Genomic DNA, 26,797 nt, shown 5'->3' with positions numbered 1-26,797 from the left:
CGCCCATGTCCAGCGCTCCCGCCGACCAGCTCCTCATCGCCCTCGCGCAACTGAACCCGGTGGTCGGCGATATCGCCGGAAACGCCGCGAAGGCCCGCGCCGCCCGCGCCCATGCGGCGGAGCAGGGCGCCGATCTCATCGTCTTCACCGAGCTGTTCATCGCCGGCTATCCGCCCGAGGATCTGGTGCTGAAGCCCGCCTTCCAGCGCGCCTGCCGGCAAGCGGTCGAGGCGCTGGCGGCCGAGACCGCCGATGGCGGCCCGGCGGTGCTGATCGGCTCGCCATGGGTCGAGGCCGACAAGCTCTACAACGCCGTGCTGCTGCTGGAGGAGGGCCGCGTCGCGACCGCCCGCTACAAGGTTGACCTGCCCAATTACGGCACCTTCGACGAGAAGCGCATCTTCGCCATCGGCCCCATGCCCGGCCCGATCCCGTTCCGCGGCGTGCGCCTCGGCGTGCCGGTCTGCGAGGATATCTGGACGCAGGACGTGGTCGAATGCCTCGCCGAGACGGGCGCCGAGCTGCTGCTGGTGCCGAACGGCTCGCCCTATCGCCGCTCGGTCTATGACGAGCGCGCCAACATCGCCGTCGCCCGCGTGGTCGAGACAGGCCTGCCGCTCGCCTATGTCAACCAGGTCGGCGGGCAGGACGAACTGGTCTTCGACGGCGCCTCCTTCGTGCTGAACGCCGACCGCTCGCTGGCGGTCCAGCTGCCGAACTTCCAGGAGCGCATCCGCATCACCCGCTGGGAGCGCTGGGCCGATGGCTGGCGCTGCGAGGAGGGCGCGCGCGCGCCGCTGGTCGAGGGCGACGAGGCCGATTACGCCGCCTGCGTCACCGGCTTGCGCGATTATGTCGGCAAGAACCGCTTTCCCGGCGTGGTGCTCGGCCTGTCGGGCGGCGTCGATTCGGCGCTGGTGGCGGCGATGGCGGTGGACGCGCTCGGCCCCGGCAAGGTGCATTGCGTGATGCTGCCCTACCGCTTCACCTCGACCGAATCGCTGTCCGACGCGGCGGGCGTCGCGCAGGCGCTCGGCTGCCGCTACGACATCGTGCCGATCGCCGAGGCGGTGGAGGGGCTGGAGGCGGCGCTGAAGCCGCTGTTCGACGGCCTGCCGCGCGATGTGACGGAGGAGAACCTCCAGTCCCGCGCCCGCGGCACCATCCTCATGTCGATCTCCAACAAGTTCGGCGCCATGGTGGTGACCACCGGCAACAAGTCGGAGATGTCGACCGGCTACGCGACGCTCTACGGCGACATGAACGGCGGCTACAACCCGCTGAAGGACCTCTACAAGACCCAGGTGTTCCGGCTCTGCCACCTGCGCAACCGCTGGAAGCCGGCGGACGCGCTGGGCCCGGACGGGAGGGTGATTCCCGAGAACGTCATCGTGAAGCCGCCGACTGCCGAGCTGCGCGAGAACCAGAAGGACCAGGACAGCCTGCCGCCCTACGAGGTGCTGGACGCCATCCTCGAGCGTCTGGTCGAGCGGGAGACGCCGGTCGCGGAGATCGTCGCCGAGGGCTTCGAGCCGGCCACCGTCACCCGCGTCGCGCGCCTGCTGAACATCGCCGAATACAAGCGCCGGCAGGCGGCGCCGGGGGTGAAGGTCACCGCCCGCAATTTCGGCCGCGACCGCCGCTATCCCATCACCAACGGCTTCCGGGAGGAGTCGTGATGAGCGGAGATGGTTCTGGCGTTGCCTGTCTTCTCGCCGGCGGCGCCCCCTGGCTGCTGCTGTTCGCGGCCTTCGCGATGGCGACCCGCGCGTCCTGGCAGGCGACGGCGCTCCGGCGCGATCTCGGCCACGATCGCAAGATGTTCGACATGGGCCTGTGGTTCAAGCGCCCGGGTGCCTTCGGCGAGGCCAACGAGCCGCGCCGGCGTGCCGCCGTCCGCGGGATGGCGATGAGCATGGGCCTGCTGGCGCTCGTCGCCGGCGCGCTTTACCTGCGCCAATCGGTTTGCCCGGTCGCGGCCTGAGGCCGGTGGAGTCCGGCTGCTCGCTTGCCGCAACCCCGCCCGTGGCCGATAAGGCTCCCTCATGAAACACCCGCCCATCCTCCGCTTCGCCCCGTCGCCGACCGGCCTGCTGCATGTCGGCAATGCCCGCACCGCGCTCTACAACGCGCTGCTCGCGCGCCGCGAGGGTGGCACCTTCATCCTGCGCTATGACGACACCGACCGCGCCCGCTCCACCGCCGAATTCGCCGCCGCCATCGCGGAGGATCTCGACTGGCTGGGGCTGCGCCCGGATCGGGTCGAATGGCAGTCCGAACGCCTCGCGCGCTACGACGCGGCGGTGGAGCAGTTGAAGGCATCGGGCCGCCTCTACCCGGCTTTCGAGACCGAGGAGGAACTGGAGGGCAAGCGCGCCAGCCGCCGCCGGCGCGGCCTGCCGCCGCTCTATGATCGCGCCGCGCTCGCCCTCACCGACGCCGACCGCGCCCGCCTCGAGGATGAAGGCCGCCAGCCGCACTGGCGCTTCCGGCTCGACGGGCGGCGGCTCGCCTGGGGCGACCGCGTACGCGGCGAGCAGGTGGTCGACACCGCGACACTGTCCGATCCGGTGCTGGTGCGGGCGGACGGCTCCTACCTCTACACGCTGACCTCCGTCGTCGACGACATCGAGATGGGGGTGACCGACGTCGTGCGCGGCGAGGACCACGTCACCAATACCGGCGTCCAGATCGAGATCTTCGAGGCGCTCGGCGCCGCGCCGCCGGCCTTCGGCCATCACAACCTGCTGACGCTGCCGAGCGGGGAGGGGCTGTCGAAGCGGCTCGGCCATCTCTCGCTGCGGGCGTTGCGCGAGGCGGGGCAGGAGGCGCTGGCGGTGGCGAGCCTCGCCGTGCTCACCGGCACCTCGCTGCCGGTGGAGCCGGTGGCGGGCCTCGACGACCTCGCCACCCGCATCGATCTCGGCAAGATCTCGCGGGCGCCGGCGCGCTTCGATCCCGACGACCTCGACGCGCTGACCGCGGCGACGGTGCACCAGCTTCCCTATGCCGCCGTCGCCGCCCGACTCGCCGCGCTCGGCGTGGGCGGCGGGGAACCGTTCTGGCTGGCCGTGCGCGGCAATCTCGGGCGGCTGGCCGACGCCGCCCGCTGGTGGCGCGTGGTCGAGGGACCGATCGAGCCGGTCACTGCGCCGGAGGATACCGCCTTCCTCACCATCGCGGCCGAGCTTCTGCCGGCGGAACCGTGGGAGGGCGAGGTCTACGCCACGTGGCTGAATGCGCTGAAGCCCGCCTCGGGCCGCAAGGGGCGGGCGCTGTTCCACCCGCTGCGCCTTGCCCTCACCGGGAAGGAGAGCGGCCCGGAACTGAAGGCGCTGCTACCGCGGATGGGGCGCGACCGGGCGTCGGCGCGTCTGCGCGGCCACCGCGCCTGACGTCTCAGGGCCGCGCGGCGACGCGGTCGATCTCGGCGGCGACGCGTGCGGCGACCGCCTCCGGCCGGCAGGTGTCCGCAAGCGGCCAGGGCGCGGCCCGCTCAGCATGGGGAAACGCGGCGAGCCAGTCGGCCGCAACTTCCGCGGAGGGGGTGCGGGGGTCGAGGAAGCAGGCGCTGCGCGCACCGCTGCCATGGCCGAACAATTCGCGGTGCACCGGCAGGTGCGAGAGGATCAGCGGCGTCCGATGCGTCGCCGCCTCGCCGGCCGACAGGTTGAAGCCCTCGAAATAGGACAGCGAGACGAAGGCCAGCGCGCGGCGGTACAGCGCGTCGAGCGCGCCGCGGGAGACGAAGCCGAGCGGCACGATGCGCGCGCGCAGCTCCGGCGCCAGCCGGGCGAGATGGGCGTCGAGCGCGGGTCCGCCACGCCCGGTCAGCTGCAGCCGCAGGCCCTCGATCCGGGGCGCGAGCCCCTCGAACAGGCGCAGCACACCCGGCGCGTTCTTGTGGGAATGGTCGTCCGACATGTGGCTGCTGGAGAGCAGGAAGGGCGGTTCGTCCGCCGGAACGGGCGCATCCGCCGGTGCCGACACGAGGATGGGCGCATGGATCACCGCCCCGCGGCGCGGCGGTCCGAAGAAACGGGTGAAATGCGCCCGCGTGGTCTCGCTGACGAAGAGCACCGCATCCGACGCCGCGGCCGTGCGGGCGAATTCACGGTCGAGCCCTTCCACGGTGCCGGGCAGGCTGAAGTTCTGGCGCAGGAACTTGTATTGCAGGTCGTGCACGACGTTCAGCACGCCATGGGCGCCCGCGGCGGGGCCGACCGGCGCACTGAAATTGGGGAACAGGAAGACGCCGCCCGGCCGCGCCTTGGCAACGGCGCCGGCCATGGCGGCCTCCCGGACGAAATAATTGGGGTGCGCGAAGGCCTTGTTCCGGCCCGGCAGCTCCGCGGCGGCTTGCCGAAGCGGCACCAGCCGGTCGCCATAGATCGGGGCGAGCCCGTCCAGCAGGCGCTGGGCGAATTCCGGCACGCCGCCGAGATGGGGAAAATCGAGGACCACGTCCGAGACGAAGATGGTCCGCGCAGCCGGCGCCATGGCGGGCTTACTGCACCGGCGCCGGCGGCAGGAACTGGCCCGCGCGCGGCGCCTGCGCCGGGGCGGCGGCGGCGGGCCGGGCAGCGGCGGGCTTCGGCGCGGCGCTGGTCGCGGCCCGGGAGGCGCCCGGGCTGCCCGGTGCGCGCGGCTGCGCCATTTCGCGGGCCTTGTCCTCGGTGACGACGATATCGCCCTGGCGCAGGGTCGGATCGGTGCCTTCGACGCCGGCCAGCGCCTCGCCCCAGCTCATCCCCGCCGGGCGGCAGGAGCAGGTCGGCACGAACTGCTTCTGGAACAGCAGGGCGTTGGGCAGAGAGGTGTAGGGCTGGCCGTTGGTGCCCACCGCCTGCCGGATATCCTCGCCCGGGTTGCGATAGGCGAACAGCCGCGCCTCGGTTCCCGGGCACTGGCGCTGGCACAGCACCTCGTCGGTGCTGAAGCGGGCCGGGGTCGCCGCAAAGGAGATCGGGAAGAAGAAGCCGTCGCAGGTGCGCACGCACACGGTGCGATAGGTCGAGACCTTCGGCATCTCCATCGGCTCGACGTCGATCGGGCCGGTCTCGTCCTCGCCGCCCCCGCGCGGCACGCCGAACAGCTGCTCGAAGAAATTGCGCGGCTGGCGCGGCTGGGCATTGGCGCTGGCATTGCCCAATGCCGCCCGATACTGCGGGCCGCAATCGTTCTGGGCGAGGGCGTAGACCAGCTGCCGGCGCTGTTCGTCGACGCCGCCCTGCTGGTCGCGCGCGGCCATGGTGGCGCGGTCGAGCGCGGTGCGGGCCTGGGTGATCTGGCGGTTCAGCGCGTCGCATTGCGGGGGCAGCTGCGGCTGGAAGATCAGGAAGCCGCGCTTGTCGCAGCCCATCTGCCGCGCCTGTCCGGTCAGGAAATCGAGGTCGGAGCGCTGCTTGGCGAGCGCCGCCGAATTGTCGCGCCCGCCGCCGCGCCCGAGCTGCGCCAGCTGGCCCTCGAGCCGGATGCAGGCGGCGGAGCGGTCGCTGCCGGGATCCTGCGGCGGGAAGCCCTGCGCTGCGGCGGGCTGGAGCGCGCCGAGCAGCATCGCCGCCGCCAGCAGGCCGAGCGTCGCACGCCTCCCGGGGCGATCGGGACGGCGTGCGGAAGGTACGGCCCGGAGGCGGCAATGCGTCATGATGCGTTTCGTCTCGTCGGCGGAATCAGCCACGCCCGGCACACCGCGACGTCAGCCGCCGCAATGAGCCCGTCAATGGTGACCAAAGTTTGAACCTGCCCTGCGGTCAACGACCTTCTCGCCGTCGCGTCTTTCGTCGTGCCGGCGCAGGCCCCATATGAGCGCCGGTATCGCATCGGAGCCTCCTCGATGAAAGTCCTTTCGCCGCTTGCGGCGTTCCTCGCCCTCGCCCTGTTCGCCGGCGCGCCGGCCCGTGCGGCGGAGGATCCCGACCTGATCTTCAAGAAGTCGACCGTGTGGAAGTTTCTCACCCCGGACGACAAGCTCGCCGTCTACGGCATCGACGATCCGGTGGTGGAGGGCGTGGCGTGCCACTACACCACGCCGGAGCGCGGCGGCGTGAAGGGCATGCTGGGCGTCGCCGAGGAGGTATCCGACATCTCGATCGCCTGCCGGCAGGTCGGACCGATTCGCTTCAAGGAGAAGTTCGAGCAGGGCGATATCGTCTATCGCGAGAGCCGCTCGCTGATCTTCAAGAAGATGCAGATCGTGCGTGGCTGCGACGCCAAGCGCAATGTGCTGGTTTATCTGGTCTATTCGGACCGGTTGATCGAGGGCAGCCCGAAGAACTCGACCACCAGCGTGCCGATCATGCCGTGGGGGGCGTCCGGGGACGCGCCGCGCTGCGCCGATTTCCTGAAATGAGGGAAGGGCGGGGCGCTCCGGCGCCCCGTGCCGCCGGCACGCGACCGTTCAGCGCTCGCAGGTGATGGCGACCTTGGCGTCCTCGCTCGCCTCATAGGCGACCGTGCCGATCGACGCGACGAGGGTGGGGGTGACAACGACTTTGCCGAAGCCCGTCGCGCGGGCGAAGTCGTGGGTCCGGCACCACGCGCCGGCCATGGCCGCGCCGCAGCTCGCCCCCGCCGCGAGGCAGGCGTCGATGCCGTAGCCGTCGGAATTGTCCACCAGGAACACCTTCGTCTCACCGGCGGCGAAAGCGAGGCTGGGGGCGAGCGAAAGGGTGGCGACGAGAAGGGCGCGACGCAGCAACATGGCTCTATGGCTTGGCTGGGGTGGTTCGGCGTTTGTGGCGTGACTATGGCGCACGAGAATTGAATAGAAAGTGAACGACCGGCGCAGCGCGCGTTCAGCTTCCGGATGCCGCCTGAGTAGCTTCGCGCCCGGCGCAGGGTCAATCGCGTTCGCCGTCCCTTTTCGGATTTGCCCGGGCTGTGGCCCGCGCGCCGCAGCCGATGCCCGCGGACGCGCCTCGGGCTTGACGAGGCGGCGCAAACGGCCGACAGACGCCCCGCCGAAAGGTCACAAGCACAAGGCGCAAGGAACGCGGCATGCCCGGCGAGGCTGGTCTACCCGAACTCAGGCTCTACAACACGCTGACGCGCGCGAAGGAGGCGTTCGCCCCGCTCGATGCCGCCAATGTGCGCATGTATGTGTGCGGGCCGACCGTCTACGACTTCGCCCATATCGGCAATGCGCGCCCGGTCATCGTGTTCGACCTGCTGAACCGGCTGCTGCGCCATCTCTACGGCGCCGGCCGCGTCACCTATGTGCGCAACATCACCGACGTCGACGACAAGATCAACGCGCGGGCCGCCGCCGAGCATCCCGGCCTGCCGCTCAACGAGGCGATCGCGAAGGTCACCGCCCGGACCGAGGCGCAGTTCCACGAGGATGTCGAGGCGCTCGGCACGCTGCGCCCCGACCACGAGCCGCGCGCGACCCAGCACATCGCCGGCATGCGCGAGCTCATCGAGAAGCTGGTCGCCTCCGGCCACGCCTATGTGGCGGAGGGCCATGTGCTGTTCTCGGTGCCCTCGATGCCCGACTATGGCGAGCTCTCCCGCCGCCCGCTCGACGAGATGATCGCCGGCGCCCGCGTCGACGTCGCGCCCTACAAGCGCGATCCGATGGACTTCGTGCTGTGGAAGCCCTCGAAGGAGGGCGAGCCGGGCTGGCCCTCGCCCGCGGGCATCGCCCCGCTCGGCCGGCCGGGCTGGCACATCGAGTGCTCGGCGATGAGCTGGAAGCTGCTCGGCGAGGCCTTCGACATCCATGGCGGCGGCATCGACCTCGTCTTCCCGCACCACGAGAACGAACTCGCCCAGACCCGCTGCGCCTTCCATTCCGGCATCATGGCCACGGTGTGGATGCACAACGGCTTCCTGCAGGTGGAAGGCGAGAAGATGTCGAAGTCGCTCGGCAACTTCGTCACCATCCGCGAGCTTCTGGCCGACTGGCCGGGCGAGGTGCTGCGCCTCAACATGCTCAAGACCCATTACCGCCAGCCGATCGACTGGACGCTGAAGGGGCTTGAGGAAAGCGCGAAGACGCTGGAGCAGTGGTTCGAGGCGGCCGCCCTCGAGGCGCTGCCGCGCCCGGCGCCGGGCGTGCTGGAAGCGCTCTGCGACGATCTGAACACGCCGAAGATGGTGGCGGAGATGCACGCGCTGCGCGATCACGCCGGCAAGAAGGCGCTCGCCGGCACGCTGGCCTTCCTCGGCCTCGCGCCGGAGCGCTTCCGCGTCTGGCAGGCGGAGCGGCGGCCGACGCTCGCCCTGCCCGCCGACGAGATCGAGGCCCGCATCGCCGAGCGCATCGAGGCGCGCCGCGCCCGCGACTGGGCGACCTCCGACCGCATCCGCGACGAACTGCTCGCCCTCGGCGTCGCGCTCAAGGACAACAAGGACGGCACCACGAGCTGGGAGCCGGCGTGATGGCGCCCGCCCCCGCGCCGGCCGCCGCGCTCCGTCCGGCCCTGCCGGGCGACACGCCCGTTCTCGCCGCCATCGTCGAGGCGGCGATCCTGGAATTGACCGGCGAGGATTACGACGAGGAGCAGCAGGAGGCCTGGGCCGAGGCCGCTGCCGACGAGGAGGCGCTGGCCGCCCGCCTTGCCGGCGAACTGGCGCTGGTGGCGACGCGCGGCGGCATTCCGGTCGGCTTCATCGCCCTTGCCGACAATCGTGTCGTCGACATGCTCTACGTGCATCCCGAGGCGGCGGGCCAAGGCGTCGGCGCGCTGCTGTGCGAGGCGATCGAGAAGCTCGCCGCCGCGCGCGGGGCGAAGAGCCTGACGGTGGACGCCAGCGATACCGCGCTCGGCTTCTTCCAGCAGCGCGGCTACGTCGCGAAGCAGCGCAACTCTGTGCCGCTGGGCGACGTCTGGCTCGGCAACACCACGCTGGAGAAGACGCTGGCGGCGTGAGGCGCCGGCACTCGACTGTTTGGAAAGCCCGTTTTTCCCGACTGCCGTCATCCCGGAACGGCCGGAGGCCGTATCCGGGATCGTCATCAGCACTTCCGGCGGCCGATCCCGGCTCTGCGTTGCGCTTCAGTCGGGATGACGCCTTTCCGGGCGCCCGCTCCCTCACATCCGGTCGAGCACCTCGGCGGCGGCCGCCTCGCGCAGCTCGCTCTCGGGCACGCCGGCGAGCGCCACCCGCAGCCTCGGCAGCACGGCGCGGATCTCCTCGGCGACCAGCAGCTTGAGCGGGCGCGCCACATTGATGAAGCCGGCCGACTGCATGTGGTCGAACAGGCCGAGCAGCGGGTTCCAGAAGCCGGCGATGTTGATCACCATCACCGGCTTGGCGTGGCGGTTGAGCTGCACCCAGGTGAGCTGCTCGACCAGTTCCTCCAGCGTGCCGACCCCGCCCGGCAGCGCGACGAAGGCGTCCGCCCGCTCGAACATCAGGCGCTTGCGCTCATGCATGTCGCGCGTGACGATCAGCTCGTGCGAGTGTTCGAACGCCTGCTCCTTGCCGATCAGGAAGTCCGGGATGATGCCGGTGACCTGGCCGCCGGCCTCGGCGCAGGCGCGCGCGGTGAGGCCCATCAGGCCGACGCCGCCCCCGCCATAGACGAGGCGCACGCCCTCGCGCGCCAGCGTGCGGCCGAGCTCGGCGGCCGCCTCGGAATAGACCGGCTCCGCGCCGGGCGCCGCGCCGCAATAAACGCAGATGCTTCGTATCTTCGACATGCCATCCTTTTTGCAGCGCACCGGGGGAGCGTCAAGCCGAGCCCCGCGCCGGCGCCCATCTCGACCGGGCGGCGCGGTTCATCCGCGGCGAGGCACGGGCAACGCCGGATGCGGCGAGGCCCTCCGCTACCGCCCGCCCGGTCATGCGGCGGTGGCGGATTGGCAATCGGCGTGGCGCCACCTATCTGTTGAGGCAACGAGGCCGCTCGGACGGCTGACAACATAATCGGGATTTCGTCTCATGAGTGCGCCTGACGGCGGAACGGCGCCGGTGCTGCCAGCAGTGCCGCGCGTGCCGGTGCGCCCCTCGATCCGCCCGGCAAGCGCCGAGACGGCACCGCGCGGCAGCCTGCTGGTCGCCCTGCGCGGGCTGATGCCCTATCTGTGGCCGGCCGATCGCGCCGACCTGCGCGCCCGCGTCATCTGGGGGCTGGCGCTGCTGGTGGTGGCGAAGATCGCCACCATGATGGTGCCGTTCTTCTTCAAGTGGGCCACCGACGCCATCGCCGAGGGCGAGGGGGCCCGCATCACCACCGACGCGCTCGGCTGGCTGGTGGCGGCGCCCGTGGCGCTCACCGTCGCCTATGCCTTCGCGCGCATCGTCATGGCGGGGCTGACGCAATGGCGCGACGGCCTGTTCGCCCGCGTCGCCATCCATGCCGTGCGCCGCCTCGCGCTCGAGACCTTCGAGCACATGCACGCGCTGTCGCTGCGCTTCCACCTGGAGCGCAAGACCGGCGGCCTCACCCGCATCCTCGAGCGCTCCCGAGAGGGCATCGAGACGGTGGTGCGGATGATCGTGCTGCACCTCGCCCCGACCATCCTCGAATTCGCCCTCGTCATCGGCGTGCTGGTCTGGCAGTTCAACTGGAAATATGCGGCGGTGACGCTCCTGATGATCGCCGCCTATACCGGCTTCACCTTCTGGCTCACCGAGCGGCGCATGGCGATCCGCCGGGCGATGAACGAGAGCGATACCGACGCCAACGCCAAGGCGGTCGACAGCCTGCTCAACTACGAGACGGTGAAATATTTCGGCGCCGAGGAGCGCGAGGCCGCCCGCTACGACAAGGCGATGGCCCGCTACGAGCGCGCCACCGTCCACACCTACACCTCGCTCGCCTGGCTGAACGCCGGGCAGGCCTTCATCTTCACCATCGGCCTCGGCGCGGTGATGGTGCTGGCGGTGCTCGACATCAAGGCCGGGCGGCAGTCGGTCGGCGCGTTCGTCATGGTCAATGCCATGATGATCCAGCTCTACCAGCCGCTGAACTTCCTCGGCATGATCTACCGCGAGATCAAGCAGTCGCTGATCGACATCGAGATGATGTTCGCCCTGCTCGACCGCACGCCGGAGATCGAGGACCACGCCGGCGCCCCCGCGCTCGCCGTCACCGGCGGCACGGTGCGCTTCGAGGATGTGCGCTTCTCCTACGATCCCGAGCGGGAGATCCTGAAGGGCGTCACCTTCGAGGTGCCGGCCGGGCGCACCGTCGCCATCGTCGGCCCCTCGGGCGCCGGCAAGTCGACCATCTCGCGCCTGCTGTTCCGCTTCTACGACCTCGCCGGCGGGCGCATCACCATCGACGGGCAGGATATCCGCGAGGTCTCGCAGAAGAGCCTGCGCGCCGCCATCGGCATGGTGCCGCAGGATACGGTGCTGTTCAACGACACCATCGCCTACAACATCCGCTACGGCCGGGGCGACGCCACCGAGGCCGAGGTCGAGGAGGCCGCGCGCCTCGCCCGCATCGACGAGTTCGTGCGGCGCACCCCGCGCGGCTTCGAGACCGAGGTGGGCGAGCGCGGGCTGAAGCTCTCCGGCGGCGAGAAGCAGCGCGTCGCCATCGCCCGCACCATCCTGAAGGCGCCGCCGATCCTCGTGCTCGACGAGGCGACCTCGGCGCTCGACAGCCAGACCGAACGCGAGATCCAGGATGCGCTGGACGGCGTCTCGCGCGGGCGTACCACGCTGGTCATCGCCCATCGCCTCTCCACCGTCATCAATGCCGACGAGATCATCGTGCTGGCCGATGGCCGCATCGCCGAGCGCGGCACCCATGCCGAGCTGCTGGCGAAGGCAGGGCTCTATGCCGCCCTGTGGGAGCGCCAGCGCAAGGCCGACCGCGCCCGCGAGACGCTGGCGGCGGTCGCCGAATCGCCGGTGGCGGCGCCCGGCGCCGATGCCGTCGAAGGCGCGCCGCGCCGCTCCGCCCGCGAGGAGGTGGAGCGCGAGGAATCGGAGAACGACGCCGCCGCGTGAGCCGGCGTCGGGCAGCGCCCCCGGGCGCTTCAGGGAGGAAGTCATGAACAGGACGTTCTTTGCCGCCGCGATGGCGGCACTCGCGGCGCTCGCCGCAACCATCGGTCCCGCGGCCGCCATCGAGGCGCGCTTCACCTGCAGTGACGGCGGCCGGCTGGAAGCGGTCTTCACCGGCGGCGAGAGCGAGCCCGGCGCGGTCACGCTGCGCTTCGAGCAGGGGCCGCCGCTGCGCCTGCCGCAGGTCATCTCGGCGGATGGCGGACGCTACGCCGACGGCGACGTCGAGTTCTGGGTCAAGGGCAAGGGCGGCACGCTGACGCGCAACGGCGCCACGGTGAAGTGCGAAGCCGCCGGCTGAGCGGCACCGGGCGAGCGGCGCAACGCGCCGCAATCGGCGCCCCCACCCGCTCGCGATTTGACGCGGGCCCGCGCGGGCCCTAACCCTGCCCGCGCCCGACAACCGGAAGACACTGATGTCCGTCATCGACTCGATCCGCAGCGGCCTCGCCCCGATCCATCGCGAGGGCTATCCGTTCATCGCCATCGGCGCCGTGGTGTCGCTGGCGCTGCTCTGGCTGGTGCCCCCGCTCGGCTGGATCGGCGTGCTGATCACCGTGTGGATCTGCTATTTCTTCCGCGATCCGGCGCGCGTCACGCCCATCCGCGACGGGTTGGTGGTGTCTCCCGCCGATGGCCGGGTCTGCCTCGTCGGTCCCGCCGTGCCGCCGCCGGAACTCGGCCTGGGCGAGGCGCCGCTGCCGCGGGTCTGCATCTTCATGAACGTGTTCGACGTGCATGTGAACCGGGCGCCGCTGGCGGGGCGCATCGCCCGCATCGCCTACAAGCCCGGCAAGTTCCTCTCCGCCGATCTCGACAAGGCCAGCGAGGACAATGAGCGCAACGGCCTCGTGCTGGAGACCGCCGCGGGCCGCATCGGCGTCGTGCAGATCGCCGGCCTCGTCGCGCGGCGCATCGTCTCCTTCGTGCGCGAGGGCGAGCACCTCGGCGCCGGCGAGCGCTTCGGGCTGATCCGCTTCGGCTCGCGCGTCGATGTCTATCTGCCCGTCGGCAGCCAGGCCAGCGTGTCCGAGGGCCAGCGGGCCGTGGCGGGCGAGACCGTGCTGGCCGATCTCGCCACGCCCTCGCGCGACGTCGCGTTTCGGCTAAGCTGACAGGCCCTGCGGCCCGCCCTGCCGCCGACTTCCCGAGGTCGAGGACGAAGCGATGTCGAACCTGTTCCCGCCCTTCGAGCCGGATCCGCCGGAGCCGCGCCGCCGCCGCTTCCAGGCGGTGCCGCTGCGCATCCTCATCCCCAATGTCGTGACCCTGCTGTCGCTGTGCGCCGGCCTCACCGGCATCCGCATGGCGATCGAGGGACGGCTGGAACTGGCGCTGGGCGCCATCGTGCTCGCCGCGGTGCTGGACGGCATGGACGGGCGCCTCGCCCGGCTGCTGCAGGGCACCTCGCGCTTCGGCGCCGAGCTCGACAGCCTCTCGGATTTCGTCTGCTTCGGCGTCGCCCCGGGCCTCATCCTCTATATGTGGGGCCTCGAATCGCTGGGCTCGTTCGGCTGGATCGCGGCGCTGGCCTTCGCCATCTGCGCGGCGCTGCGCCTCGCCCGCTTCAACGTGATGCTGGACGATCCCGACCGGCCGCCCTTCGCCGCCGATTTCTTCACCGGCGTGCCGGCCCCGGCCGGGGCGCTCTGCGTGCTGCTGCCGGTCTATCTCGAACTCACCGGCCTGCCGCGCCTCGTCGCCTCGCCGGCGGTGGCGGCGCTGTATTGCCTCGGCATCGCCCTGCTGATGGTCTCGCGCCTGCCGGCCTGGTCGGGCAAGAAGCTGGGCAGCCGCATCCCGCGCGAGGCGGTGCTGCCGCTGTTCGTCGCGGTGGTGCTGTTCGCGGCGGTGCTGGCGAGCTGGCCGTGGCAGACGCTGGCCGCCTGCACGCTGGCCTATCTCGCCATGCTGCCCTTCTCGGCGCTGCGCTATGCCCGCCTGTCACGGGAATACGAGCGCGCGCGGCGCAGCTCCCACGTCGCCGCAGGCGAGCCGACGCCGCCTCGGGAGGACGACGACCGCGCCGACCGCGTCACGTTGAACTGAACAGAGGGGTGCGGCGGCACGCCCCGCTCAGCGCGGCCGGGCCGCCAGCGCCGCCACGCGCAGGGCCAGCGGTGCCGTGGGGAAGGCGCTCCGGAGAATCTGCAACGCTTCGGCGTCGGTACGGGGACGGGCCGTATCGAGATGGGCCGACATCATGGCGGGCAAGGCCGGAATCTCGGCGATGCGGGACGATCGCTGGCGACGGGCATAGACGGCATCGCCGCCCTCCGCGCCGATCTCGCCGACCCCGAGGCTGGGCTCGGCACGAACCGAGGTCACTCTCAGCATCACAACGTCCTCCGATGGCAAAGCCGAATCGATCAGCTTTGGCCATGCACAGCATGATTGGGCCGGGGCGTTAACGCATCGTTTATTTTTTCGTTCCCGCCCCTGATCGCGCGCGCATGGGCGCCCGATCACGTGAACGTCACCCTAGGTGATGCCTGCGACGCGGGCTTGCCAGCCCGCACGGCGCTTGCCGGAAGGCGCGGGGATCAGCGCGTCAGCGTCACGGTCTCGTCGAGCGAGGCGGAGGTGCCCTCGAAGCGCTGCGGCCCTGCCGGCTTCAGCCGCGCGGTGACCTTGCCGACATGGTTCTGGAGCACGATGTCGTTGCTCCAGATGTCCCAGCTCTTGGTCATGAAGATGTCCTTGGGACAGCTCACGTCGCCCTGGGCGGCGAAATCGGTCATGCCGCGCTCGGTGGTCAGGGTGACCGGGCAGGACTTGCTGCCGCCGTCCCACGAGAATGTCCAGGTGCCGGCGAGCTGCGCCCGCTGGCTGCCCGGCTCGGCATAGGCGACGCCGCCCGGGGCGGTCGCGGAAGGCGGCGCGCTGATCGGCACCACGGCGGCGGCGGTGGAGCGGGGCGTGACGGCGGCGGCGGCGGTCGAGGCGCCGGCACCGTAGACGGGAGCCGCCATCGGGGCGGCAACCGCCGAACTCTCGACCGACCCGGTCGGGGCCGGCGTAATCGCGCTCACTTCCGCGGGGGTGGATTTGGCCGAGCCGAACCCGTCGATCACCGTGCTGCAGCCGGCGAGCAGGAAAGCCGTTGCGGTCGTTGCCGCGAGCATCTTCTTGGACAATTTCACTCTCCTGACCCGGTGCGTGCGCCTGAGCACGCCCCGTGCAGCCCGTCACCGTCCACGCCAGTTGCGCGGCGGCTCCCTTCCCCGCGCCTTGTTTCGGCAAGGATCGTGGCGTGAGCGTGACCCCGCGCCGCCGGCGCGGGCGATGAGGCGGCAGATTCCCGCCTCATCCTCAACAAATCATTGCCAAGGGCGCCCGCCCGCATGGACGCCCGCGGGAGCGCGGGCTATCTGGCGAGGGCGCGGCGGTCGCCGCCCGCCGTCCGCCCCTGCCGAGGAGATGTGCCGATGTACCAGATGCTCGATCCCGCCACGCTGACCGTCCTCGTCACCGGCGCCACCTCGGGGATCGGTGCGGCGGTGGCGCGGCGCTTCGCCCATGCCGGCGCGCATGTCGTGGGCACCGGCCGGCGGGCCGAGCGGCTGGTGGCGCTGCGGGACGAACTCGGCGCCCGCTTCCACCCGCTCGAGGTGGATGTGCGCGACAACGAGGCCCTCGTCGCCGCGCTCGCCGCGCTGCCGGCCGCTTTCGCGCGCTTCAACGTGGTGATGGCCAATGCCGGCCTCGCGCTGGGGCTCGAGCCGGCGCAGCGGGCGGATCTCACCGACTGGGACGACATGGTCGACACCAACATCAAGGGCCTGCTCTACACCATCCGGGCGACGCTGCCGGGCATGGTGGAGCGGGGCGAGGGGCATATCGTCACCACCGGCTCGGTCGCGGCGGACTATCCCTATCCGGGCGGCAACGCCTATGGCGCCAGCAAGGCCTTCGTCAAGCAGTTCGCGCTGAACCTCGTCGCCGACCTCGCCGGCACCAATATCCGCGTCACCGACATCGAGCCCGGGCTGACCGAGACCGAGTTCTCGCTGGTGCGCTTCCATGGCGATGCGGACAAGTCGGGCAGCGTCTACCAGGGCACCGAGCCGATGACCGGCGAGGACATCGCCGAGCAGGTGTTCTTCGCCTGCACCGTGCCGCGCCATGTCAACATCACGCGGATCCAGGCCTTCGCCACCTGCCAGAGCTTCGCCGGGCTGAAGATCACCCGCAGCGCGTGAGGCTCACAGCAGGGCCGCGCCCAGCCCGGCGGCGCCGAGGACCACCGCCCAGACCGGAATGCGCCACAGCGCGATGGCGAGGTAGCATATAAGCGCGATGGCGAAGCCCGGTGCCGAGGTGATGCCGGCGGTCGCCACCGGGTCCCACAGCGCGGCACCGAGCAGCCCGACCACGGCGGCGTTGATGCCGGACAGCGCGTTGCGGGCGCGGGCGTCGTGCGAGAGCCCGGCCCAGAAGGGCAGGGCGCCGTAGATCAGCAGCGCCGAAGGCAGGAAGGCGGCGACGAGCGCGAGCGCCGCTCCCGCCGCCCCGTTAGGCGGCGCCGGCATCAGCGCGCCGACATAGGCAGTGAAGCTGAACAGCGGCCCGGGCATGGCCTGCACCGCGCCATAGCCGGCGAGGAAAAGTTCGCGGCTGAGCCCGGTCGGGCCGACAAGTTCCGCCTCGATCAGCGGCAGCACCACATGCCCGCCGCCGAACACCAGCGCGCCGGCGCGGTACATCGCGTCCACGAGCCGCAGCGCGCCGTCGCCGCTCGCCTGCGCGGCCAGCGGCAGCGCCACCAGCAGCACGGCGAACAGGATGAGCGCCATGACCGCCCCGCGCCGGCCGATGGTGACCGCGATATGGCCGGCCTCCGCCCGCGGCGGGGCGGTCAGCCAGACGAGACCGGCCAGCCCGCCGCCGAGGATGACGCCGACCTGACCGCCGGCGCCGGGCAGCAGCACCGCGCCCGCGGCGGCGAGCAGCGCCAGGGTCTGCCGCGGACGATCGGGACACAGCGATTGCGCCATGCCGAGCACCGCCTGCGCGACGATCGCGACCGCCGCCGCCTTCAGCCCGCCGAGCCATCCGGCGCCGGCCATGCCGCCGAGGCTGGTGGCGCCATAGGCGATCGCCAGCATCAGCAGCGCGGACGGCAGGGTGAAGCCGATCCACGCCGCCGCCATGCCGGGCAGTCCCGCGCGCATCAGTCCGAGACCCATGCCGACCTGGCTCGAGGCCGGGCCGGGCAGGAACTGGCACAGCGCCACCAGATCGGCGAAGGCCGGTTCCGCCAGCCAGCGGCGGCGGGCGACGAACTCCTCGCGGAAATAGCCGATATGGGCGATCGGTCCGCCGAAGGAGGTGAGGCCGAGACGCAGGAAGACCGCGAATACCTCGCGGGCCGAGCCGGCGGACATGGTCTGGGGGATCGCGCTATCGCTCATGGGCGAGCGATAGCAGGCCTGCGTGACAGCGTGTAGGGACATCCGGCACCGGCATGTTCGCGTCCGGCGGCAAAAGGCGTAGCCTCGCCCCGCACAGCAGGGAGCGCCGGGGATGCGCGAGAAGGAACCGCTCTACCGGCGGGTCAACACCCGCACGCACGGCGTCCGCCACGCCGGTGGCGAGTACCGCTGGACCCGCCGAAGCGCCGAGGCGGCCGCGCTCGGCGACGCGTGCGACGATGCGATGGACCCGGACATCGAGGAGATTGACGATGCCGCCCGCCCCGCCGGTGCCGCGCGCCGACGGCGGAGCGGCCCCGGCGGCAGGTCCGTCCGCACCGGCATGCACGCCAACCGGCATCGGCGGCACGACTACACGCCGCTGTTCCGCTTCCTGCTGGCGCGGGTCGGCGAGCCCTGGGCGGATGTCTATGGCGAGGCGGTATCCCGGCTCGACCGGAGCGAGCCGATCTTCTGGCTGGTCGCCCGCCGGGAGGAGGAGCGGCGGCCTTTCGTGCTGATCGGCGAAAGCAGCTACTACAGCGGGCTGTTCGTGGATGAGGCGGGCCGTCTCGCCCGCGTCGATCCGGAGCTGCGGGTGGAGCACATGCGCCCGTCCTGCAGCTGCTGCACCCACACCTTCAACGGCGTTCCCTTCGTCCGCCGCTACGAGCCGGGCTGAGTCGGGATGGTCAGGCCGCCTCGGCGGCCGGGCTCTGCGCCAGCGCGGCGCGCAGCGTGTCGGCGAGCCGCCGGGCGGCGGGGGGCGGGTTGGGAGCGAGCAGCAGGCCGACCTCCATCTCCGGCAATGCCGGCAGCCCATCGGCCGGGCCGAGCCGCCGCCATTCCGGCGGGGCGGCGCATTCCGGCAGGGCGGTGATGCACAGCCCTGCCTCGACGGCCGAATTGATGCCGCCCTGCGAGGAGGAGGTGCAGGCCACGCGCCAGGACCGCCCGGCCGCATCCAGCGCCGCGGCGATGTGGGGTCGCGCGCGGCAGCCGACCGGGAACAGGGCGAGCGGCAGCGGGTCGCTGCGCTCCGGCCGGTGCCCACGCGCGGCGAGCCACAGCAGCTTCTCGCGCTTCAGCATCTCGCCCATGGGGCGCGAGAGATCGCGCGTGAACAACGCGAGGTCGAGCTGGCCGCGCTCCACCTCCGGCTCCAGCGTCTTCGAGAGCTCGCAGCGGATCGATATCTCGACGCGCGGATAGGCCGCCGCGAAGCGGCTGATGGTCGGGGTGAAATAGGCGTCGACATAATCGTCGGGCATGCCGATGCGCACGCTGCCCTCCGGCGTGCCGCCCTTGAGGTCGGCGAGCGCCTCGCTCTCGAAGGCCAGCAGCCGCCGCGCATGCGCGACGAGGCGTTCCCCGGTCTCGGTCAGCGACACGCCCCGGCGCGAGCGCTCCAGCAGCCGCACGCCGAGGCTTTCCTCGAGCTGCGCGATCCGCGCCGATACCGCCGACTGGGTCCGCCCCACGCGCTCGGCCGCGGCGGTGAAGCCGCCGGTGTCGACGATGGCGATGAGCATGCCGAGCGATTCGGTATCGAGATGGCGCATGAGCATCCTCGTTCGCAGCGATTTCAGCGTGAAACGGCCCGCAATACACGGCCGGATGACGGTGGCATGCCGCCCGCGCATGCCAGATATGATTATCATCGATGCAAATGGATGTACAAAATAAATTCACTTTCCCGATTTATAGGCAGGCAGTAGATGCTGCATACGGCCTGCCGGCCGGTGCCACGACGCGAGCAGGCCGCTGGAACTGCCACGCCGCGATTATCGTCCCAGCCCTTTCGAGCGTGTCATGTCTCCCCCGCCTCCCGCCGCGGCATTGGTGCCGGAAGCCCTTCATCACGTCGACGGCGCGATGCCGTCGCTCACGCTGGCGGGCGAGGCCCAGCGCCTGCGCCGGCAGGCCTTCGTGGCGGCGCTGGTGGCGGCGGCCTGCATCGGATTCTCGCCGATCTTCGTGCGCCTCGCCGATGTCGGGCCGGCGGCGATCGGCTTCTGGCGCCTGCTGTTCGCGCTCGGTCCGACCGCGCTGTGGGCCTATGCCGAGCGGCGCGAGGCGCTGGTGCGCCGGTCGACCGGCGCAACCCGCATCGGCGCGCGCCATCTCGCCTTCGGCGCCCTCGCCGGATTCTTCTTTGCCGTCGACCTGATCTTGTTCCACGCCGGCCTTGCCCGCACGACAACGGCCAACGGCGTGCTGCTCGGCAATCTGGCGCCGGTTTTCGTGCTGCTCATGGCGTGGCTCCTGCTCGGCGAGCGCCCGACGCTGGCGCTGATGACGGCGCTGGCGCTGGCGCTGGGCGGGGCGGCGGTGATCGTCCTCGCGAGCACCAGCAGCGGCGGCGCCGGTGCGGCCAGCGTGACCGGCGACCTGATGTGCGCCATCGCCGCCTCGACCTATGCCGCCTACATGCTGGTCGTGCGCATGGTGCGCCGGGCCGGCAGCACGACGGCGATGAGCGGCGGCATGGTGGCGCTGCTGTCCTCGGCGGCGGGCGCGCTGTTCTGCCTCGCCTGGGCCGTGGGCACCGGCGAGCAGATCGTGCCGGCGAGCCTGCGCGGTTTCCTCGCCGTCGCCGGTCTCGGCGTCGTCACCCATGCGGTCGGGCAGGGCCTGGCCACCTTCGCCCTCGGGCGGCTGCAGGCCGGCACGGTCTCGATCGTGCTGCTGGTGCAGGTGGTGGTGGGCATCTCGATGGCGGCGCTCGTCTTCGGTGAGTTCCCGAGCTTTGCCGCCATCGTCGGCGGCAGCCTCATCGTCCTCGGCGTGCTAGCGGTGCGCCCGCGCTGATCCCGGACAGGCCGTCGCCCCCCTTGCGGCGGCCTGCCCGCGGGATTAACTCCTGCCCAGTCTGGCGAGGAGCGGTGCGATGCAGTCCAATCCCTTTGGTGGCGTGATCGAGCATCTCTCGGTCGATGAGGTGAAGGCGGGGCTGGAATCCGGCACCATCCTGCTCGTGGATGTGCGTGAGCCGAACGAACTTGCCGCCGAGCGCATTCCCGGCGCGGTCGACTTCCCGCTCTCGACCTTCGATGCCGCCGCGCTGCCCGATCCCGGCGGGAAGACGCTGGTGTTCTCCTGCCGCTCCGGCCAGCGCTCCCAGAAGGCCGCCGCGGCCGCCCAGGCCGCCGGCCACGACCTCCACCGCCACATGGCGGGCGGCATCCTCGCCTGGAAGGAAGCCGGCTTCGAGACGCAGAAGGGCTGAGCGGGGCGGGGTCGCGTCACCTCCATCGCGGCGGAGGCCCGGGAATGGAAACGGATTCGGCTGAATTCCGTCAAACATGGCGCCATGGCTGGGGCTGATCCGTGATCTGGCGGATATCGATCTTCAGCGCCGCAGATGGGGCAATGATCCTTCGCCGCATTGGAGCTATATCGAGTTCGTCTGCTCCTATTTCGACAGCACGATCTATGATGACTATTATGCTTACGTTCTGTCGGTGGGCTTTATCTCCAGCGCCGAGCATCGGGCGGTGATCACCTTTACCGAAGCGTTGTCGGCCCATGTGTCACCCACCGGCAATGACTACGACAATCAAGCCGTGCTCGATGATCCCAAGTGGCACGACGTTGTGCGCCTGGCCGGCGAGGCGAGGGATGAACTCCGGCGTTTGATCACCGATCCGGCCGAACTGAGGGTCCTGCTCGAGGGCTGAGCAGGCGCGCTGACCGCCCGGCGGCCTCACCCCACCAGCCGCCCCACCACCTCGCGCATCGCGCCGACGAGCCGGTCGACCTGTTCCCCGCTTGTCGAGGGGGCGGCGAGCATCATGTCGTGGAAGGGCGAGATCAGCACCCCGCGCACCAGAAGCGCGAGGTGGATGGTCGCTTCCAGCGCCGGGAAATGGGCGAGCCGCGCCTCGCCGCCATTGGCAACCGGCATCGGGCTGCGCACCACCTCCACCCGCGCGCCGCAGCGGGCGACATGCCACGGCAGCCCGGCCTCGCGCAGCACGCCGGCGAGGCCCGCTTCAAGCCGGTCGGCCAGCGCGTTCATGTGGCGGAATGCCTCCGGCGTCGCCACCTCCTCCAGCGTCGCCCGCATGGCCGCGAGTTGCAGCGGACTGCCGGCCAGCGTGGTGCCGATGCCGGAATGGCCTTCCGCCACCGACGCGCGGGCGATCTGGAAGCGGCCGGCGGTCTCCTCGCTCATGCCCCAGGCGGCGGCCGGAATGCCGCCCGCGATGGCCTTGCCGACCACGAACAGGTCGGGGGCAAGCCCATGGAGCCGCGTATAGCCGCCCGGACCGGTCGAGAAGGTGTGCGTCTCGTCGATCAGCAGCAGCGTGCCGTGCCGGCGCGTCATCTCGCGCAGCGCCTTGTGGAAGCCGGGCCGCGGCATCACCATCGCGCAGTTGGTCATCACCGGCTCGGCGATGACGCAGGCGACGCTGCGGTCGGCCAGCGCCCATTCCAGCGCGTTGAGATCGTTGAACGGCACCACCCGCGTGAGCGCGGACAGGTCCCGCACCTCGCCGATCAGGCCGGTCTTGTGCACCACCTGCCCCTCGGGGGAGAGCTCGACGAAGGTCTCGTCTACCGCCCCGTGATAGGCGCCGTCGAAGACGAGGATGCGCGGGCGCCCGGTGACGGCGCGCGCCACCTTGAGCGCGAAGCGGTTGGCGTCGGAGGCGGTGGCGGCGATCTGCCACTGGGGGAGGCCGAAACGCTCCGCCAGAAGCTGGCCGACCCGCGCCGCGTCCGGGCTCGGCAGCATGGTGGCGAGGCCGCGGCGGGCCTGCTCGGTCACCGCCCGCACCACCGGCTCCGGGCCGTGCCCGAACAGGGCGGCGGTGTCGCCGAGGCAGAAATCGTCATAGCCGATGCCGTCGAGATCGGTGATGCGCGATCCGCTGGCCTCGGAAACGATGAGCGGCACCGGCGTCGACCAGTCCCGCATCCAGTGCATCGGCACGCCGTCGAACAGATTCGCGGCGGCGCCCGCCGCGGCGCGGGTGCGCGGCCGCGTGCCGAGATAGAGCGCCTCGGCCTCCGAGCGCAGCGCCGCCGTGCGGCTGGGGCTGACGCCGGCGGTCGGGCGGACGGTCAGGTCATCCATGCTGATGCAACCGAAGGTGTGTACCCTGATGTCATGATAGAAGCATCAAAGCACGCTTCGGCCAAGAGGGGAGCGACAGGGCGGGGCGCCCCCGGCCCGGATCAGCCGACCCAGCCCCGCCGCTTCAGCTCGGCCCAGGTTTCGTCCAGCGTCGTGCGCGCCCGCGCCACCAGCTCGTCGATCTCGCCATGCGAGATGGTCAGCGGCGGCGCGATGATCAGCCGGTCGCGCACGGCGCGCATCACCAGATTGTTCCGGAACGAGAAATCCCGCGCCAGCGTCCCCGCCTTGCCGACCTCGGGGAAGGCGGTCCGGCCGGTCTTGTCGGGGGTCAGCTCCAGCGCGCCGACGAGGCCGACCATCGGCGCCTCGCCCACCAGAGGGTGCTCGCCCAGGGCCCGCCAGCGGGCGGCGAGATAGGGGCCGGCGTCGCTCTCCACCCGCTCGACCAGCTTCTCCCGCTGCATGATCGCGAGGTTGGCCAGCGCCGCCGCGCAGGCGGCCGGGTGGCCGGAATACGTATAGCCATGGTTGAAGTCGCCGCCCTTCTCGATGAGCACCTCGGCGACCCGGTCCGCGACCATCACCGCGCCCAGCGGCATGTAGCCGGAGGTGATGCCCTTCGCCATGACGAGGATGTCGGGATGGGTGCCGAAGGTCTCGCAGCCGAACCAGTTCCCCGTGCGCCCGAAGCCGCAGATCACCTCGTCGGAGATGAACAGGATGTCGCGCTCGCGGCAGATGCGGGCGATCTCCGGCCAGTAGGTGGCGGGGGGCACGATGACGCCGCCGGCGCCCTGGATCGGCTCGGCGATGAAGGCGGCGATGCGGTCCTCGCCGAGCGCGTCGATGGTCGCCTCCAGCGCCCGCGCGGTGCGCAGGCCGAACTCGTCCGGCGTCTCGCCCTGCCGGGCCTCGCCCCACCAGTAGGGCTGCGCGATGTGCACGATGCCCGGGATCGGCAGGTCGCCCTGCGCATGCATCGGCGCCATGCCGCCGAGGCTGGCGGCCGCCACGGTGGAGCCGTGATAGGCGTTGCGGCGGGAGATGATGATCTTCTTCTGCGGCTGCTCGCGCAGGTCGAAATAGCGGCGCACCAGCCGGATCACGGTATCGTTGGAATCCGAGCCGGAGCCGGTGAAGAACACCCGGTTGAACTGCGGGGGCGTCAGTTCGGCGAGCTTGGCGGCGAGCTCGATCGCCGGCTTGTGCGTCGTCTTGAAGAAGGTGTTGTAGTAGGGCAGCTCGCGCAGCTGCGCGCTCACCGCGTCGGCGATCTCCTCGCGGCCATAGCCGACATTGACGCACCACAGGCCCGACATGCCGTCGAGGATGCGGTTGCCCTCCGAATCCGTCAGCCAGACGCCATCGGCCTTCACGATCACCCGCGATCCCTCGGCGTTCAGCGCCTTGGTGTCGCTGAACGGGTGGAGGTGATGCGCGGCGTCGAGCGCGCGCAGCTCGGCGGTGGAGGCGGGCAGCGTCATGATCAAATCCGATCCGGGTTGGCGGGGCGCAGGCCGCCATCGGCGGCGCACCATCGAGTGGCTGCTAGAATGTGATCACATTTTACGTGCGTCAAGGCGCGCGCCGTGGCATGAGAGAGGGCGGATCGGGTGGCGCTTGACCAATTGCGCGCCATGGTCACAATCGACGCAAATTCCCGCAGGGTGGATCATGCCATTGCCTGAGGCCGCGATCAGCATCGCGGCGACGACCGAGGAAGCCGACGAACTCGGCGCCTATCTTGCCCGCGAAGGCGCGCCGGAGATCGTCGAGATCCTGCTGCCCGACACCCACGGCATTCTGCGCGGCAAATGGCTCCCCGGCGGCGCGGCGGGCAAGGTCTGGACGGACGGCGTCGCCATCCCGCTGTCGATCTTCGGGCTCGACATCTGGGGCCGCGAGGTCGAGGAGACCGGCATCCACATCGAGACCGGCGACCGCGACGGCATCTGCCGCCCCGTGGCCGGCACGCTCAAGCCCGTGCCGTGGTCGCCGCGCCCTTCCGCTCAGGTGATGGTGTCGATGTACGAGCCGGACGGCCGGGGCGGGGAGCGCCCCTGGGTGCTGGATCCCCGCCATGTGCTCGGAAAGGTGCTGGCGGGATTTGCCGCCCGCGGCCTGCACCCCTGCGTCGCCTTCGAACTCGAATTCTACCTGATGAAGCCGTCGCCCGGTCCCGATGGCGCGCCCGAGCCGGTGTTTCCCGCCTCGCGCGGCCCGGCCCGGCAGAACATGTACGCCATGTCGGATCTCGACGCCTATGCCGGCCTGCTGCACGAGGTCCGCGAGGCCGCGCGCCTCCAGGGCCTGCCGGCGGACACCGTCATCTCCGAGGCGGCGCCCGGCCAGTTCGAGGTCAATCTCTACCATTCGACCGACGCCATGGCGGCGGCGGACCACGCCATCCTGCTGCGCCGGATGATCGACGGCGTCGCCCGCAAGCACGGCCTGCGCGCCAGCTTCATGGCGAAGCCCTTCCTCGATTTCGCGGGGTCGGGGATGCATGTCCATGCGAGCCTGCTCGACGATGCGGGAAAGAACGCCTTCGCCGACGGCGAGGCGGGCGAGGCGCTGCTGCGCCACGCCGCGGCCGGCATGCTGGCGACCATGGCCGACACCGCGCTGTTCTACGTGCCGGGCTATAACGGCTTCCGCCGGCTGGTGCCGGGCAGCTACGCCCCGACCGGCATTTCCTGGGGCTATGACAACCGCTCGGTGGCGGTGCGGGTGCCGAACGGCCCGCCCAAGGCGCGCCGGCTGGAGCACCGCATCGCCGGCGCCGACGCCCATCCCCACCTCGTGCTGGCCGGCATGCTCGCCGGCATGCTGGAGGGCATCGAGCGGCATATGGAGCCGCCGGCGCCGCTCGCCGGCAATGCCTATGAGGCCAGCGCGCCGCGCCTCACCAGCGTCATGCGCGAGGCGATCGCCACCTTCGCGGGGTCGGATTTCGTCGGGCGCGCCTTCGGCGTCGAGTACCAGCGGGTCTACGCGATCATGAAAGAGGCGGAACTGGCGGCCTTCGAGCGGCGGATCAATCCGCTCGAATACGAGACGTATTTGTAATCATGCCGAAGGCTTGAGCATAGAAACGGCAATCACTAACCTAAGGCGACGGGACCGAAGCGGGGGCGGACGTTCCTAACGAGATGCAACATCGACGGGAGAACAGGATGAAGCGCCTCCTCGCGGCCGTAGCGGCCGGATGCCTGACCGCCCTCGCGGTCGGCCCTGCCGTGGCGCAGGACAAGGTCGTGAACGTCTACAACTGGTCCGACTATATCGACGAGTCGGTGCTGGAGGAGTTCACCAAGGAAACCGGCATCAAGGTCCGCTACGACGTGTTCGACAGCAACGAGGTGCTGGAGACCAAGCTGCTCAGCGGCAAGACCGGCTATGACGTGGTCGTGCCCACCGGCTCGTTCCTGCAGCGCCAGATCCAGGCCGGCGTGTTCCTGCCGCTCGACAAGGCCAAGCTGCCGAACCTCCAGTACCAGTGGCCGGCGATCTCCGAGCGCCTCGGCGTCTACGACCCGGGCAACCAGTACGCCGTCAACTACATGTGGGGCACCACCGGCATCGGCTACAATGTCGACAAGGTGAAGGAGCGCCTCGGCGACATCCCGCTCAACACCTGGGACATCGTGTTCAAGCCGGAGATCCTCGCCAAGCTGAAGGATTGCGGCGTCTACATGCTGGACGGCCCGGAGGAGATCATCCCCACCGCGCTGCGCTATCTCGGCAAGGATCCGAACTCCAAGGATCCCAAGGACATCGAGGCCGCCGGCGAGCTGCTGATGAAGATCCGGCCGTTCGTGAAGAAGTTCGATTCCTCCGGCTACATCAACGCGCTGGCCCGCGGCGATATCTGTCTGGCCACCGGCTGGTCGGGTGACGTGTTCCAGGCCAAGACCCGCGCCGAGGAAGCCGCCGCCAAGACCAAGAAGAAGCCGGTCAATATCGAATACGTCATCCCGCAGGAAGGCGCGTTGATGTGGTTCGACAATTTCGCCATCCCGAAGGATGCGCAGCATGTCGACGAGGCGCTGGCCTTCATCAACTTCATGATGAAGCCGGAAGTGGCGGCGAAGAACTCGAACTACATCTCCTACGCCAACGGCAACCTCGAATCGCAGAAGTTCATCGACAAGGCGATCCTCGACAACCCGTCGATCTACCCGCCGGCCGATGTGCAGGCGAAGCTGTTCACCGTGACGACCTACCCGCAGGACGTCCAGCGCGTGGTCACCCGCACGTGGAACAAGTTCAAGCGCGGCAAGTGAGCCGCGCCTGCGCGACCTGCTCGTGAAGACCCGATCCCCGG

General features: G+C 70.6%; 27 protein-coding genes. 17 read left to right on the top strand and 10 right to left on the bottom strand.

The features are described from left to right. The first annotated feature begins 5 nt into the window (after positions 1-5). The 3 genes from ACEUEL_RS11020 (at position 6) to ACEUEL_RS11010 (ending at position 3,395) form a co-directional block, all read left to right on the top strand. Positions 6-1,679 carry an NAD+ synthase gene (locus ACEUEL_RS11020; RefSeq protein WP_405704782.1) on the top strand — a complete coding sequence of 558 codons (1,674 nt, stop codon included), beginning with the start codon at positions 6-8 and terminating at the stop codon, positions 1,677-1,679. Next, positions 1,679-1,984, top strand: coding sequence for a hypothetical protein (locus ACEUEL_RS11015; RefSeq protein WP_405704779.1), 306 nt, complete (start codon positions 1,679-1,681; stop codon positions 1,982-1,984). The genes ACEUEL_RS11020 and ACEUEL_RS11015 overlap by 1 nt, the downstream gene beginning before the upstream one ends. A 61-nt stretch (positions 1,985-2,045) precedes the next feature. Next, the gene (locus tag ACEUEL_RS11010) at positions 2,046-3,395 is read left to right on the top strand and encodes a glutamate--tRNA ligase (protein ID WP_405704777.1); all 1,350 of its coding nucleotides are present in this window, start codon (positions 2,046-2,048) and stop codon (positions 3,393-3,395) included. A gap of 4 nt (positions 3,396-3,399) precedes the next feature. Here the strand turns inward: ACEUEL_RS11010 and ACEUEL_RS11005 are convergent, their stop codons facing one another. Both ACEUEL_RS11005 and ACEUEL_RS11000 read right to left on the bottom strand, forming a co-directional pair. Then, entirely contained in the window at positions 3,400-4,500 is a 1,101-nt protein-coding gene (locus ACEUEL_RS11005) for a glycosyltransferase (RefSeq protein WP_405704774.1), read from the bottom strand. A gap of 7 nt (positions 4,501-4,507) precedes the next feature. Next, the gene (locus ACEUEL_RS11000; RefSeq protein WP_405704772.1) at positions 4,508-5,647 is read right to left on the bottom strand and encodes a DUF2865 domain-containing protein; all 1,140 of its coding nucleotides are present in this window, start codon (positions 5,645-5,647) and stop codon (positions 4,508-4,510) included. Between the two features lie 189 nt (positions 5,648-5,836). Here ACEUEL_RS11000 and ACEUEL_RS10995 point away from each other — a divergent pair, with 189 nt between their 5' ends. Then, complete coding sequence (locus ACEUEL_RS10995; protein ID WP_405704769.1) at positions 5,837-6,352, top strand: CreA family protein; 516 nt, start codon at positions 5,837-5,839, stop codon at positions 6,350-6,352. Between the two features lie 48 nt (positions 6,353-6,400). Here the strand turns inward: ACEUEL_RS10995 and ACEUEL_RS10990 are convergent, their stop codons facing one another. Further along, positions 6,401-6,703 (bottom strand): hypothetical protein, encoded by a 303-nt coding sequence (locus ACEUEL_RS10990; RefSeq protein WP_405704767.1) that lies wholly within the window; start codon positions 6,701-6,703, stop codon positions 6,401-6,403. 296 nt (positions 6,704-6,999) lie between these two features. On the opposite strand from ACEUEL_RS10990, the gene cysS reads away from it, so the two are divergent. After that, the gene (gene cysS, locus ACEUEL_RS10985) at positions 7,000-8,385 is read left to right on the top strand and encodes a cysteine--tRNA ligase (RefSeq protein ID WP_405704764.1); all 1,386 of its coding nucleotides are present in this window, start codon (positions 7,000-7,002) and stop codon (positions 8,383-8,385) included. Then, positions 8,385-8,876 carry a GNAT family N-acetyltransferase gene (locus tag ACEUEL_RS10980; RefSeq protein WP_405704761.1) on the top strand — a complete coding sequence of 164 codons (492 nt, stop codon included), beginning with the start codon at positions 8,385-8,387 and terminating at the stop codon, positions 8,874-8,876. The genes cysS and ACEUEL_RS10980 overlap by 1 nt, the downstream gene beginning before the upstream one ends. Before the next feature lie 162 nt (positions 8,877-9,038). On the opposite strand, the gene ACEUEL_RS10975 is transcribed toward ACEUEL_RS10980, so the two are convergent. After that, positions 9,039-9,650, bottom strand: coding sequence for an LOG family protein (locus ACEUEL_RS10975; RefSeq protein WP_405704759.1), 612 nt, complete (start codon positions 9,648-9,650; stop codon positions 9,039-9,041). A gap of 241 nt (positions 9,651-9,891) precedes the next feature. On the opposite strand from ACEUEL_RS10975, the gene ACEUEL_RS10970 reads away from it, so the two are divergent. The 4 genes from ACEUEL_RS10970 (at position 9,892) to pssA (ending at position 14,019) form a co-directional block, all read left to right on the top strand. Further along, positions 9,892-11,913: an ABCB family ABC transporter ATP-binding protein/permease gene (locus ACEUEL_RS10970; protein WP_405704756.1), complete on the top strand. Its 2,022-nt coding sequence runs from the start codon at positions 9,892-9,894 to the stop codon at positions 11,911-11,913. A gap of 43 nt (positions 11,914-11,956) precedes the next feature. Beyond that, complete coding sequence (locus ACEUEL_RS10965) at positions 11,957-12,271, top strand: MliC family protein (RefSeq protein WP_405704754.1); 315 nt, start codon at positions 11,957-11,959, stop codon at positions 12,269-12,271. 85 nt (positions 12,272-12,356) lie between these two features. Beyond that, positions 12,357-13,085, top strand: a complete 729-nt coding sequence (locus ACEUEL_RS10960; protein ID WP_405706716.1) for a phosphatidylserine decarboxylase — start codon at positions 12,357-12,359, stop codon at positions 13,083-13,085. A gap of 52 nt (positions 13,086-13,137) precedes the next feature. Further along, positions 13,138-14,019, top strand: coding sequence for a CDP-diacylglycerol--serine O-phosphatidyltransferase (gene pssA / locus ACEUEL_RS10955; RefSeq protein ID WP_405704751.1), 882 nt, complete (start codon positions 13,138-13,140; stop codon positions 14,017-14,019). 27 nt (positions 14,020-14,046) lie between these two features. On the opposite strand, the gene ACEUEL_RS10950 is transcribed toward pssA, so the two are convergent. Together ACEUEL_RS10950 and ACEUEL_RS10945 are read right to left on the bottom strand one after the other, a co-directional pair. Further along, the gene (locus ACEUEL_RS10950) at positions 14,047-14,307 is read right to left on the bottom strand and encodes a hypothetical protein (protein WP_405704748.1); all 261 of its coding nucleotides are present in this window, start codon (positions 14,305-14,307) and stop codon (positions 14,047-14,049) included. A gap of 206 nt (positions 14,308-14,513) precedes the next feature. Continuing rightward, positions 14,514-15,107, bottom strand: coding sequence for a protease inhibitor Inh/omp19 family protein (locus ACEUEL_RS10945; RefSeq protein ID WP_405704746.1), 594 nt, complete (start codon positions 15,105-15,107; stop codon positions 14,514-14,516). A 291-nt stretch (positions 15,108-15,398) separates the two neighbouring features. On the opposite strand from ACEUEL_RS10945, the gene ACEUEL_RS10940 reads away from it, so the two are divergent. Continuing rightward, the gene (locus ACEUEL_RS10940; RefSeq protein WP_405704743.1) at positions 15,399-16,172 is read left to right on the top strand and encodes an SDR family NAD(P)-dependent oxidoreductase; all 774 of its coding nucleotides are present in this window, start codon (positions 15,399-15,401) and stop codon (positions 16,170-16,172) included. A 3-nt stretch (positions 16,173-16,175) separates the two neighbouring features. Here ACEUEL_RS10940 and chrA read toward each other — a convergent pair whose 3' ends face one another. Beyond that, positions 16,176-17,384, bottom strand: a complete 1,209-nt coding sequence (chrA, locus tag ACEUEL_RS10935) for a chromate efflux transporter (protein ID WP_405704741.1) — start codon at positions 17,382-17,384, stop codon at positions 16,176-16,178. Between the two features lie 112 nt (positions 17,385-17,496). Between chrA and ACEUEL_RS10930 the strand changes: the two genes are divergently transcribed. Then, a complete protein-coding gene (locus ACEUEL_RS10930) occupies positions 17,497-18,066 on the top strand; it encodes a hypothetical protein (protein ID WP_405704738.1) in 570 nt (189 codons plus the stop codon). A 10-nt stretch (positions 18,067-18,076) separates the two neighbouring features. On the opposite strand, the gene ACEUEL_RS10925 is transcribed toward ACEUEL_RS10930, so the two are convergent. Then, a complete protein-coding gene (locus ACEUEL_RS10925) occupies positions 18,077-18,946 on the bottom strand; it encodes a LysR substrate-binding domain-containing protein (RefSeq protein ID WP_405704735.1) in 870 nt (289 codons plus the stop codon). A gap of 250 nt (positions 18,947-19,196) precedes the next feature. Between ACEUEL_RS10925 and ACEUEL_RS10920 the strand changes: the two genes are divergently transcribed. From ACEUEL_RS10920 to ACEUEL_RS10910, 3 genes are all read left to right on the top strand, one after another. Next, positions 19,197-20,195, top strand: coding sequence for a DMT family transporter (locus tag ACEUEL_RS10920; RefSeq protein ID WP_405704732.1), 999 nt, complete (start codon positions 19,197-19,199; stop codon positions 20,193-20,195). Positions 20,196-20,274: 79 nt separating this feature from the next. Further along, positions 20,275-20,613 (top strand): rhodanese-like domain-containing protein, encoded by a 339-nt coding sequence (locus ACEUEL_RS10915; RefSeq protein ID WP_405704729.1) that lies wholly within the window; start codon positions 20,275-20,277, stop codon positions 20,611-20,613. Between the two features lie 76 nt (positions 20,614-20,689). Further along, positions 20,690-21,064, top strand: coding sequence for a hypothetical protein (locus tag ACEUEL_RS10910; protein ID WP_405704726.1), 375 nt, complete (start codon positions 20,690-20,692; stop codon positions 21,062-21,064). Positions 21,065-21,090: 26 nt separating this feature from the next. Here ACEUEL_RS10910 and ACEUEL_RS10905 read toward each other — a convergent pair whose 3' ends face one another. Both ACEUEL_RS10905 and ACEUEL_RS10900 read right to left on the bottom strand, forming a co-directional pair. After that, entirely contained in the window at positions 21,091-22,467 is a 1,377-nt protein-coding gene (locus ACEUEL_RS10905; protein ID WP_405704725.1) for an aspartate aminotransferase family protein, read from the bottom strand. Positions 22,468-22,568: 101 nt separating this feature from the next. Further along, complete coding sequence (locus tag ACEUEL_RS10900; protein WP_405704722.1) at positions 22,569-23,954, bottom strand: aspartate aminotransferase family protein; 1,386 nt, start codon at positions 23,952-23,954, stop codon at positions 22,569-22,571. Positions 23,955-24,144: 190 nt separating this feature from the next. Here ACEUEL_RS10900 and ACEUEL_RS10895 point away from each other — a divergent pair, with 190 nt between their 5' ends. Together ACEUEL_RS10895 and ACEUEL_RS10890 are read left to right on the top strand one after the other, a co-directional pair. Next, positions 24,145-25,539, top strand: coding sequence for a glutamine synthetase family protein (locus ACEUEL_RS10895; protein WP_405704719.1), 1,395 nt, complete (start codon positions 24,145-24,147; stop codon positions 25,537-25,539). Positions 25,540-25,646: 107 nt separating this feature from the next. Next, positions 25,647-26,756 (top strand): polyamine ABC transporter substrate-binding protein, encoded by a 1,110-nt coding sequence (locus ACEUEL_RS10890; RefSeq protein WP_405704716.1) that lies wholly within the window; start codon positions 25,647-25,649, stop codon positions 26,754-26,756. The last annotated feature ends 41 nt before the right edge of the window (positions 26,757-26,797 follow it).

The sequence above is a fragment of the Ancylobacter terrae genome, from assembly GCF_045108345.1.
Lineage (GTDB): Bacteria > Pseudomonadota > Alphaproteobacteria > Rhizobiales > Xanthobacteraceae > Ancylobacter.
The sequence above is the reverse complement of the archived record's forward strand: the minus strand, read 5'-3'. Positions and strand labels throughout refer to the sequence as shown.

Coding starts and splice junctions, on each gene's coding strand:
- ACEUEL_RS11020 (WP_405704782.1), top strand. CDS start 6: ATGTCCAGCGCTCCCGCCGACCAGCTCCTCATCGCCCTCGCGCAACTG.
- ACEUEL_RS11015 (WP_405704779.1), top strand. CDS start 1,679: ATGAGCGGAGATGGTTCTGGCGTTGCCTGTCTTCTCGCCGGCGGCGCC.
- ACEUEL_RS11010 (WP_405704777.1), top strand. CDS start 2,046: ATGAAACACCCGCCCATCCTCCGCTTCGCCCCGTCGCCGACCGGCCTG.
- ACEUEL_RS11005 (WP_405704774.1), bottom strand. CDS start 4,500: ATGGCGCCGGCTGCGCGGACCATCTTCGTCTCGGACGTGGTCCTCGAT.
- ACEUEL_RS11000 (WP_405704772.1), bottom strand. CDS start 5,647: ATGACGCATTGCCGCCTCCGGGCCGTACCTTCCGCACGCCGTCCCGAT.
- ACEUEL_RS10995 (WP_405704769.1), top strand. CDS start 5,837: ATGAAAGTCCTTTCGCCGCTTGCGGCGTTCCTCGCCCTCGCCCTGTTC.
- ACEUEL_RS10990 (WP_405704767.1), bottom strand. CDS start 6,703: ATGTTGCTGCGTCGCGCCCTTCTCGTCGCCACCCTTTCGCTCGCCCCC.
- cysS (WP_405704764.1), top strand. CDS start 7,000: ATGCCCGGCGAGGCTGGTCTACCCGAACTCAGGCTCTACAACACGCTG.
- ACEUEL_RS10980 (WP_405704761.1), top strand. CDS start 8,385: ATGGCGCCCGCCCCCGCGCCGGCCGCCGCGCTCCGTCCGGCCCTGCCG.
- ACEUEL_RS10975 (WP_405704759.1), bottom strand. CDS start 9,650: ATGTCGAAGATACGAAGCATCTGCGTTTATTGCGGCGCGGCGCCCGGC.
- ACEUEL_RS10970 (WP_405704756.1), top strand. CDS start 9,892: ATGAGTGCGCCTGACGGCGGAACGGCGCCGGTGCTGCCAGCAGTGCCG.
- ACEUEL_RS10965 (WP_405704754.1), top strand. CDS start 11,957: ATGAACAGGACGTTCTTTGCCGCCGCGATGGCGGCACTCGCGGCGCTC.
- pssA (WP_405704751.1), top strand. CDS start 13,138: ATGTCGAACCTGTTCCCGCCCTTCGAGCCGGATCCGCCGGAGCCGCGC.
- ACEUEL_RS10950 (WP_405704748.1), bottom strand. CDS start 14,307: ATGCTGAGAGTGACCTCGGTTCGTGCCGAGCCCAGCCTCGGGGTCGGC.
- ACEUEL_RS10940 (WP_405704743.1), top strand. CDS start 15,399: ATGTACCAGATGCTCGATCCCGCCACGCTGACCGTCCTCGTCACCGGC.
- chrA (WP_405704741.1), bottom strand. CDS start 17,384: ATGAGCGATAGCGCGATCCCCCAGACCATGTCCGCCGGCTCGGCCCGC.
- ACEUEL_RS10930 (WP_405704738.1), top strand. CDS start 17,497: ATGCGCGAGAAGGAACCGCTCTACCGGCGGGTCAACACCCGCACGCAC.
- ACEUEL_RS10925 (WP_405704735.1), bottom strand. CDS start 18,946: ATGCGCCATCTCGATACCGAATCGCTCGGCATGCTCATCGCCATCGTC.
- ACEUEL_RS10920 (WP_405704732.1), top strand. CDS start 19,197: ATGTCTCCCCCGCCTCCCGCCGCGGCATTGGTGCCGGAAGCCCTTCAT.
- ACEUEL_RS10915 (WP_405704729.1), top strand. CDS start 20,275: ATGCAGTCCAATCCCTTTGGTGGCGTGATCGAGCATCTCTCGGTCGAT.
- ACEUEL_RS10910 (WP_405704726.1), top strand. CDS start 20,690: ATGGCGCCATGGCTGGGGCTGATCCGTGATCTGGCGGATATCGATCTT.
- ACEUEL_RS10905 (WP_405704725.1), bottom strand. CDS start 22,467: ATGGATGACCTGACCGTCCGCCCGACCGCCGGCGTCAGCCCCAGCCGC.
- ACEUEL_RS10900 (WP_405704722.1), bottom strand. CDS start 23,954: ATGACGCTGCCCGCCTCCACCGCCGAGCTGCGCGCGCTCGACGCCGCG.
- ACEUEL_RS10895 (WP_405704719.1), top strand. CDS start 24,145: ATGCCATTGCCTGAGGCCGCGATCAGCATCGCGGCGACGACCGAGGAA.
- ACEUEL_RS10890 (WP_405704716.1), top strand. CDS start 25,647: ATGAAGCGCCTCCTCGCGGCCGTAGCGGCCGGATGCCTGACCGCCCTC.